Source organism: Pseudomonas sp. PS02303 (assembly GCF_029959925.1).
GTDB classification, from domain to species: Bacteria; Pseudomonadota; Gammaproteobacteria; order Pseudomonadales; family Pseudomonadaceae; genus Aquipseudomonas; species Aquipseudomonas mandelii.
Map to the genome: position 1 here is coordinate 1 of NZ_JASCOM010000264.1, position 7,824 is coordinate 7,824.

Consider the following 7,824-nt stretch of genomic DNA (forward strand, 5'->3'; position numbering starts at 1 on the left):
GCTCGCGATAGCGGTGTGTCAGTCGACATCATTACTGACTGACGCACCCCTATCGCGAGCAGGCTCGCTCCCACATTTGATCCTTGTGTGTCGTCAGACCCGGAACGCGCTGATCAATTGTTTGAGTTCCAACACTTGGGCCGACAATGCTCGACTGGCATCCTCGGTCTGGTGCGCCCCTTCGGCGGTACGTTCACCCGCGCGGTTGATCTCGACGATGTTCTGGTCGATGTCGTGGGCCACTGCCGTCTGCTGCTCCACCGCGGCGGCGATCTGTTGGTTCTGGTCGACGATCATGCCGACGGCACCGAGGATGTTCTCCAGCGCCTGCTGGACCTTTTCCGACTGCCCGACGGTGCCATCGGCCACCTGATGGCTGACGCCCATGGCTTTCACCGCCGCGCCAACACCATTCTGGAGCTTGGTGATCATCTGCTCGATTTCTTCGGTCGATTGCTGAGTGCGCTTGGCCAGGGTCCGCACCTCATCGGCCACCACCGCAAAACCACGGCCTTGCTCTCCGGCCCGAGCGGCTTCGATCGCGGCGTTGAGCGCCAGGAGGTTGGTTTGCTCGGCAATGCTCTTGATCACTTCCAGCACGCGGCTGATGGATTGACTGTCGCTGGCCAATTGGTTGACCACCCGCACCGACTGATCGATCTCGCTGGCCAGTTGCGCGATGCTGCCCTGCTGGGACGCCACCAGGCCGCGACCGCTGATGGTTTCGTCGTTGACGCTGTGGGCACTGCTGACTGCTGCGGCGGCACTGCGCGCCACCTCAAGGGAGGTGGCAGACATCTGGTTCATGGCCGTGGCGACCTGCTCGATCTGCGAACGCTGCCCCGCCACCGCCTGGTTGCTTTGGGCAGAGACACTTTCGACTTGTCCGGCCTGGCGCTCGACCTCGTTGACGGTCTGGCCTACGCGCTCGATCAGGTCATGGATTTTCTTCACGGTGCCGTTGAACACCTCGCCCAACTCGCCCAACTCATCGCGGCTTTCGGCCCGGAAGGTGACGGTCATGTCGCCCGCTGCAACTTTGTCCAGCGTCGCGCCCAGACGTTTGAGGGTGGTGCGGGTCGAGGCGTAGAAGCCGCCGTAGAGGTAGAAAATCAACACAAACACCACCGACAGCGCCACGGCCTGCAAGATCATGTGGGTGCGGTTCTGCTCCAGTCGCTGCTGCAACTGGGTGCCGAGGAATGCCAGGGTGGCTTCGTTGAGTTGGTAGGTCTGGTCCATCAGGCCTGTGACCTGGTCGTAAAAGGCCTGCCATGGCGCATCGAGGGTGTCGGCCATCACCACCTGTTCTTCGAACAGTTCACTGGCCTTTTTCAGCGAGGCCTTGCTGCTCTCGGCCTGGGCGGCCAGGGTGTCACGCGCCGCTTTGCTGGAACCCAATGCATCATTGAGCTTCAGACCGTATTCGCCCTGGAGCTTTTCGATCTGCGCCAGCAGCTCATCAAATCGGGTGCTCGACGACGAATTCAGAAAACCTTGCCCAAGCGAATAGGAACCCATCGCCCGGCCGTCGCCCAGGATCTGCGTCACAGGCGGAGTGACGTTGGTAATGAGTTCGCTGAGCTGACGCATGTCGCTCTGGGTATCGCGGCTGAGGCCGGCTTGACTGGCGATGATCTGGCTGAAAATCTGCGCGCTGCCGAGCAACTTGCCGATCATCCCACTTTTGCTTTGCAGGGAGTTTTCCGCTTGCTGGGCTTTGAACGCCGCGATCATTTCATCGCGCTTGCCATCGAAAACCGTGATCTGCTCCGGATCAGTGGTCATCGCCGTCAGCCCTTGCAGGCGGGCCAGAACACTTTGCTCCAGAGTGCTGATCTTCGTCTCGACATTACCGGCCTTGCCGGACTGGCCAAGGGTGACGTTGATTTGCACCAGGTTGTTCAGGGTTTCCAGATCACGCCGCAGGGTCAGGCTGCTGCCGAGCAGGTCGAGGCTTTGCAGCTCGACTTGTGTGCCCTGGAATTCACGATAGGAGTCGCGGACCAGATAGAAGTTGGTCACCAGCATCGGCACGAGGAACAGCACACTGATCAGGCTGAACTTCATGCCGAAGCTCAGGCGATTCATCAGCGCGACGGCGGGATAGAGCAAGCTCTTCACTGGAAGTCTCCCTTTTGATTCTTATTTTTATTGGCAGGCGCGGGTCGACGGCAGATAGCCACTATTCAGCGCTATCCCTGTATAGCTTAAATCGGCTGAGGGTTTTGTAACTTAAGGTTAACGGCAGATCGCCGGACTTGAGATCGATGATCATCTTGTGGCGAGGGAGCTTGCTCCCGCTCGTCTGCGAAGCAGACGCAATGCAGGCGAGCGGGTTTTCCTGACATATTTGCCTGGCCGTTTGAGGGCGCTGCGCCCCAGCGGGAGCTAGCCCCCTCTCCACAAAGACGTTCACATAAAACAGCCGTTGGTTTACGGAAGGACCGTCCACAACGCAAAACCTGCATACCAGAGCACCGCCGCTCGCAGCAGTAATTCCCAGATCCGGTCCAGGCTGTTGATACCATCCGGTCCGACGACCGGTGCAGGAATTTCGCCAGCCACCAGGCCAACTTTCTCGATCAACTGGGCAGCGCTGATGTTCCAGTTCAGCAGTTCATGCAGCATGACGCGGCTGACCGCGACAAAATTTCCGACCAGCGCGAAACTGGCCGCCAACAGACGCACCGGCACCCAATCAAACGCATGACGCAACTGTGCAGCGCGCTCGACCACAGCAGGGTTCTGCCCGTGCTCTTCGGCCAGCGCCAGCAGCCGGTAGCTCAGTGCGGCGACCGGGCCCAGCACGAAGTACCAGAAAATCACCGCGAAAAAGCTCTGGTATGCCTCCCACAGCAAATGCCCTTCGACCCGCTCAAGCAGTTGCTCGCCGCTATCGGCGCAGATGTCCACGTCGCGCTTCGCCACATGGGCGGCGGCTTGCAGGTCTTCCCGGCGCCAGGCATCGCGAAACGGTCCCAGGCCAGCCAGCAAATCGCCGCGACCCAGACTGTAAATCACCACCAGCAGGTGCACCGGCAACGCCAGCAACCCGTAGGCCACCGGTTCAAGCACCACCAGCAACAAACCCAGCAGCGCCACCGGCAACAACACCAGCACCACCAATACCAGCCATGGCCGATCAATCAGGCGCGGGCTGACTTCAAGCTTGTTCAGCTCACGCACCCAACCGCCGTCACGTTGGACCCGATGGCGCAAGGCCGAGAATTTCTCGATCCAGACGGCCAACAGCAACACCAGAAAACTCATCGTTGTTCCTCTTGTTCCAAAGCGGCTTTTGCCAAGGCGGCGCGGTAGCGTGCCCAGTCGAACGCGGGTCCCGGATCCGTCTTGCGCCCCGGTGCGATGTCGCTATGCCCGCAGATGCGTTGCGCCGTGATCGCCGTAAATGTGCTTTGCAGTTGTCGGGTCAGAGTCGTCAACGCCTGATACTGGGCGTCCTCGAACGGAAGATCATCCGTGCCCTCAAGTTCGATGCCCACAGAAAAATCGTTGCAGGTCTCCCGCCCCTCGAAACTCGAGACACCGGCGTGCCAGGCGCGCTCAAGACAAGAGACAAACTGAGTGACGGTGCCGTCACGTTCGATCAGAAAGTGCGCAGACACCCGCAGGTCAGCAATACCTGCAAAATAGGGATGCTCCGTGACATCCAGACGATTCTGGAAAAATTCCTGCACCTTGCCGGTGGCGAACTGCGCTGGCGGCAGGCTGATGTTGTGGATCACCAGCAGGGAAATTTCGCCCGAGGGGCGCGCATTGAAGTTGGGCGAGCGGCATACACGCACGCCCTGACACCAACCGCTCGCGGGGTCCAACTGCATACAGGTTCCTTCAACGACGACTGTGTTGGCGCCCAGTATGCCGCGATAGGCCCTCGGGGCGCGATCACTTGCCGCGATTGAGACGCCGCAGATTGCCCAGCACCGACTCCAGGGCCCGGTCGAACAGCAAGGTATCGTCCAGCGCCCGCACCGCGCCACGGCGAAATTCCAGGGCCAGGCCGGTGCGGCTGCGCTCCAGCACTTTCATTCCCGTGCGGTCGACAAAGATGTATTTGCCGGTGGAATCGATGATCGCTGCCAGCTTGCAACGCAGGGTGTTTTCATCGTCTTCCTGAAACTCGACCCAGCAGCCCGGACGCAGTTGATCGACCTGGAGCAAACCGGCATCGTCCGCCGGCAACCGCACAGACACCACATCGGCCAGGCCTTCGTCCGCGGTGTGTAGCACGATTTGCTGCAGCACTTCGACCATAACCGGCGGGTCGACGGGTTGTTCAGCCGTCTGACCCGGGCGCTCGAACCGTTGCACGTGCAAGGTTTCCAGCTCACTGAAAAACTCACTGGTGGCGAACGGATCGAACGCCGAGCTGCTCAATCCGTCGCGCAAGGCCTTCAGCAGCCCGGGCACCAGCGCCAACAAACGCAGGCCGGCATCGGGCTCGTCATGGCGCTGCACGCTCCAGATCAATTGCTCCATAGTCTGCACATCGGCCTGCCATTGCGCCGACGCATCACCATGTTTGAGGCAGGTCAACAACAGCACTTTGCTCCAGGCCTCCTGCACGAAGACCACCACAGCCTGGGGCAGCACTTTGCCCAATAACGCCTGATTCAGCGCCTGCTCGACACGCTGGCGAGCCAGTTCGGTCCTGGCGCGGCCTTCCTCGGCGTCACGGGTACGCTGTTCCAGCAGTTCGCTGCGGCGGCGCTCATCACTGGTGAAGGCGAGAAAATCCGCCAGCAATTCGGAAAAGATCGCCGGATCGTCAACAAAGTCGTTCAACAGGCGCTGGACCACTTGCTCGATGCGCAGGTACAGGCTGTCACGCTCGTGGTCATCGCACTCGCCCCAGCCCATCGCGGCGGCAGCGATTTCGTTGAGCAGACGCCGGGCCGGGTGGCTGGCCCGGCTGAAGAAGCTCTTGTCGAGCACCGCCACTTTGAGCATCGGAATCTGCAACCGACCAATCAGCGCCTTGAGGGAGTCAGGCAGGTTGCGGTCATCAAGGATGCATTCGAAGAGCATGGCGATCAGGTTGATCACGTCTTCGTCAGCCACGCCGACCACGCGCGACTTGCCGCTTTTGACGCTGACCCGGGTTAGCAGCTGTTCGAGCTGGTTACGCAGATCGAAGTCGTCCTGGGTCGCCAGCGCCGGCACGTATTGCTGCAAGTGCGAGAGCAGGCGCAACAGGTCTCGGGTGGAAATGGGCTGTGTCTGGGCACTGGCTTCGAGGGTCGGCGCGACACTGCCGCGCACGTGTAGCAGCAGCTCCTGCAACGCGGCAAAGACTTCCTGCACGCCATCGTCGACCGGTGTATGGCCCGAGTGGATGCCGACTTCGATCGATTCGGCATAGGCGCTGGCGGCGGCATGATCGCTGGCTCGCCGCGTGGGAGCGGGCTTGAGGTCGGGCAACACGCCGGTCGCGATGAGCAGTTGATTGGCTTCGGCGTACAGCTGATCAGTGCTGCTGAGCACGTAGCGATCGAATAGTTTGAGAATGATCAGCTTGACCTTGATCTCCACCCCCAGGTTGCGCCAGGCCTGCAAGAAACACTCGCAGAGCCGCGCAGGCCCCAGCGGGTTGTGCTCATCGTCCAGCGCCTTGCCCAGCAACGCACTGAGTCGGGCTGTCAGTTGGTCAAGGGCGAACCCGTCGCGGTTCAGCACTTTGCTGACCATGGCGTCCACCGCGACGCTGCGTTCCAGATCGTCATTGGGCAATGCATCGGTTTCAAACGCCAATGCCTGAGGCAAGGCCGCCTGTGCGCTGTCGTGCTGCGAGAGGCTGACGAACGCCTCGAAGAAGTGTTCGAGAAAACCGCGTTCGATGCTTTTTCGCTTGAGTCGCAAGTCGCGCATGGCTTCGAAAAAGAGGTTCTGCTCGACATCGCTGCGGGCCCGATCAGCCATTTCGAACAGCGTGTCGTCGGCGTTATCAAACAGCTCCTGCAAGCCATGCCTGAGCTGTTGAGTGGCCTTGTCGCGAACCTGAAGCAGAATCACAGGCAGGCGGGCGAGCGGCGATTGCGTCGCCTGACCGGTAGCCGCCTTGTGCAAAGGCACTACATTCCCGTCGTTGTGCATCCAAGCCTCCTGAAACGGTGATTCTGCGAATAGTCGTATCCAAACGAACGTCAAAGCCATGACGTCAAAAGCAAGGCGGATTATCTTGCAAAAGCGCTCCCGTGTACCAGCAGACTCTGTGCTACGTATCGAAATAGACGCATAGGAAAGACGTTGACTTAGTGCCGATGATTCAAGGGAATCGACCAAATGCAGGTTTGCAGGTGAGGGGAACGCCTCTGATGCCTTGGGTTGCCTCGCGCCATGGCCCTATAATCGGGCCACTTTGTTTGTGGAGCCCGTTATGCCGAATCTACGTCTCGCCGATTTGACCGCCGAAATCGAAGCCAACGTGCGCCGTGCGTTGCTCGAAGACATCGGCAGCGGCGACATCACCGCACAGCTGATCCCGGCCGAACGCCTGGCAAAAGCCACCATCATCACCCGCGACGCCGCGGTCATTGCCGGCACCGCATGGGTCGATGCCGTTTTCCGGCAACTCGATCCACGGGTCGCGGTGCACTGGCAGGTGCGTGACGGCGAACGGGTGAAACCCAATCAGGCGCTGTTTCACCTCGAGGGCCCGGCACGCTCGCTGCTGACCGGCGAACGCTGCGCACTGAATTTCCTGCAATTGCTCTCGGGCGTGGCCACGCGCGCGCAATACCTGGCGGATTTTGTCGCCGAGACCCAGGTGAAGCTGCTCGACACCCGTAAAACCCTGCCAGGGCTGCGTCTGGCGCAGAAGTACGCCGTGACCTGCGGCGGTTGCCACAACCACCGCATCGGCCTGTACGACGCCTTCCTGATCAAGGAAAACCACATCGCCGCCTGCGGTGGCATTCCTGAGGCCATCAACGCCGCGCACAAGATCGCCCCGGGCAAGCCGGTCGAGATTGAAGTGGAAAGCCTGGCGGAATTGAAAGAAGCCCTGGCGGCGGGTGCCGACATCATCATGCTCGATGAGTTGAGCCTGGATGACATGCGTGAAGCCGTGCGCCTGAACGCGGGCAAGGCGAAACTGGAAGCCAGCGGTGGTATCAACGAAAACACGCTGCTGCCGATCGCCGAAACCGGGGTGGATTACATTTCGATTGGTGCGATGACCAAGGATGTGAAGGCTGTCGACCTGTCGATGCGCTTAAGCCTCTAAAACGCAGCTTCGAGCGGCAAGCTCCAAGTTTCAAGCAGTTTTGCTTGTACTTGCAGCTTACCGCTTGAAGCCTGAAGCTGCTCTCAAACCACCAGATTGTTCATCTCGCAGTACTCTTCCCACTCGACCCCCAACACCTCGGCCGCCTCCTTGTGCAGCACCAGGCGCGCAGCCTCGAACTCTTCAGGGGTCGAGGTGTACTTGAGCGTCAGTTCCCATGGCTGCAAGCCCTGGGACTCCGCCTCATCCTCGAACGCCCACTGGATCTGGTCTTTTTGATCGTCGGCCGGCAGGTCCTTGATCTCGTCGGCTAGCTGGGGCGACTCCTGCAGGTACTTTTTCAGCGCTTCTTTGTGTCTGGCTTCTTGGGTCAATTCTTTAACGGTCATGGCGTTCTCGCTGATCTGGGGAATGGAAGATGGATCTGGATCATCAAGGATCTCTCTGACGCAAAAAACCGTGTGAAGCCCGGTTTGTCTGGCCTTCAGAACCATTCGGGGATCATCTGAAAACTGCAAAGTGGTACGTGTGCAACGTCCGAATATAGGACGTTTGGTCGACGATTTATATGGACT

6 protein-coding genes are annotated in these 7,824 nt (G+C 60.0%); 1 reads left to right on the forward strand and 5 read right to left on the reverse strand.

Features of this window, described 5'->3' with window-relative positions:
- Positions 1-93 precede the first annotated feature (93 nt).
- The 4 genes from QMX98_RS29680 to QMX98_RS29695 all read right to left on the reverse strand — a co-directional run bounded on the left by QMX98_RS29680 (position 94) and on the right by QMX98_RS29695 (position 6,117).
- A complete protein-coding gene (locus tag QMX98_RS29680; protein ID WP_010463465.1) occupies positions 94-2,124 on the reverse strand; it encodes a methyl-accepting chemotaxis protein in 2,031 nt (676 codons plus the stop codon).
- Positions 2,125-2,436: 312 nt separating this feature from the next.
- Positions 2,437-3,273, reverse strand: a complete 837-nt coding sequence (ampE, locus tag QMX98_RS29685; RefSeq protein ID WP_010463467.1) for a regulatory signaling modulator protein AmpE — start codon at positions 3,271-3,273, stop codon at positions 2,437-2,439.
- Positions 3,270-3,845 carry a 1,6-anhydro-N-acetylmuramyl-L-alanine amidase AmpD gene (ampD, locus tag QMX98_RS29690; RefSeq protein WP_010463469.1) on the reverse strand — a complete coding sequence of 192 codons (576 nt, stop codon included), beginning with the start codon at positions 3,843-3,845 and terminating at the stop codon, positions 3,270-3,272. Before ampD ends, ampE begins: the two co-directional genes overlap by 4 nt.
- Positions 3,846-3,909: 64 nt before the next feature.
- On the reverse strand, positions 3,910-6,117 hold the full coding sequence (locus QMX98_RS29695; protein WP_282411808.1) for a DUF1631 domain-containing protein: 2,208 nt from the start codon (positions 6,115-6,117) through the stop codon (positions 3,910-3,912).
- A gap of 283 nt (positions 6,118-6,400) precedes the next feature.
- Here QMX98_RS29695 and nadC point away from each other — a divergent pair, with 283 nt between their 5' ends.
- The gene (gene nadC, locus QMX98_RS29700) at positions 6,401-7,249 is read left to right on the forward strand and encodes a carboxylating nicotinate-nucleotide diphosphorylase (RefSeq protein WP_010463472.1); all 849 of its coding nucleotides are present in this window, start codon (positions 6,401-6,403) and stop codon (positions 7,247-7,249) included.
- Positions 7,250-7,332: 83 nt separating this feature from the next.
- Here the strand turns inward: nadC and QMX98_RS29705 are convergent, their stop codons facing one another.
- On the reverse strand, positions 7,333-7,638 hold the full coding sequence (locus QMX98_RS29705; protein WP_102593623.1) for a DUF6388 family protein: 306 nt from the start codon (positions 7,636-7,638) through the stop codon (positions 7,333-7,335).
- Positions 7,639-7,824 lie beyond the last annotated feature (186 nt).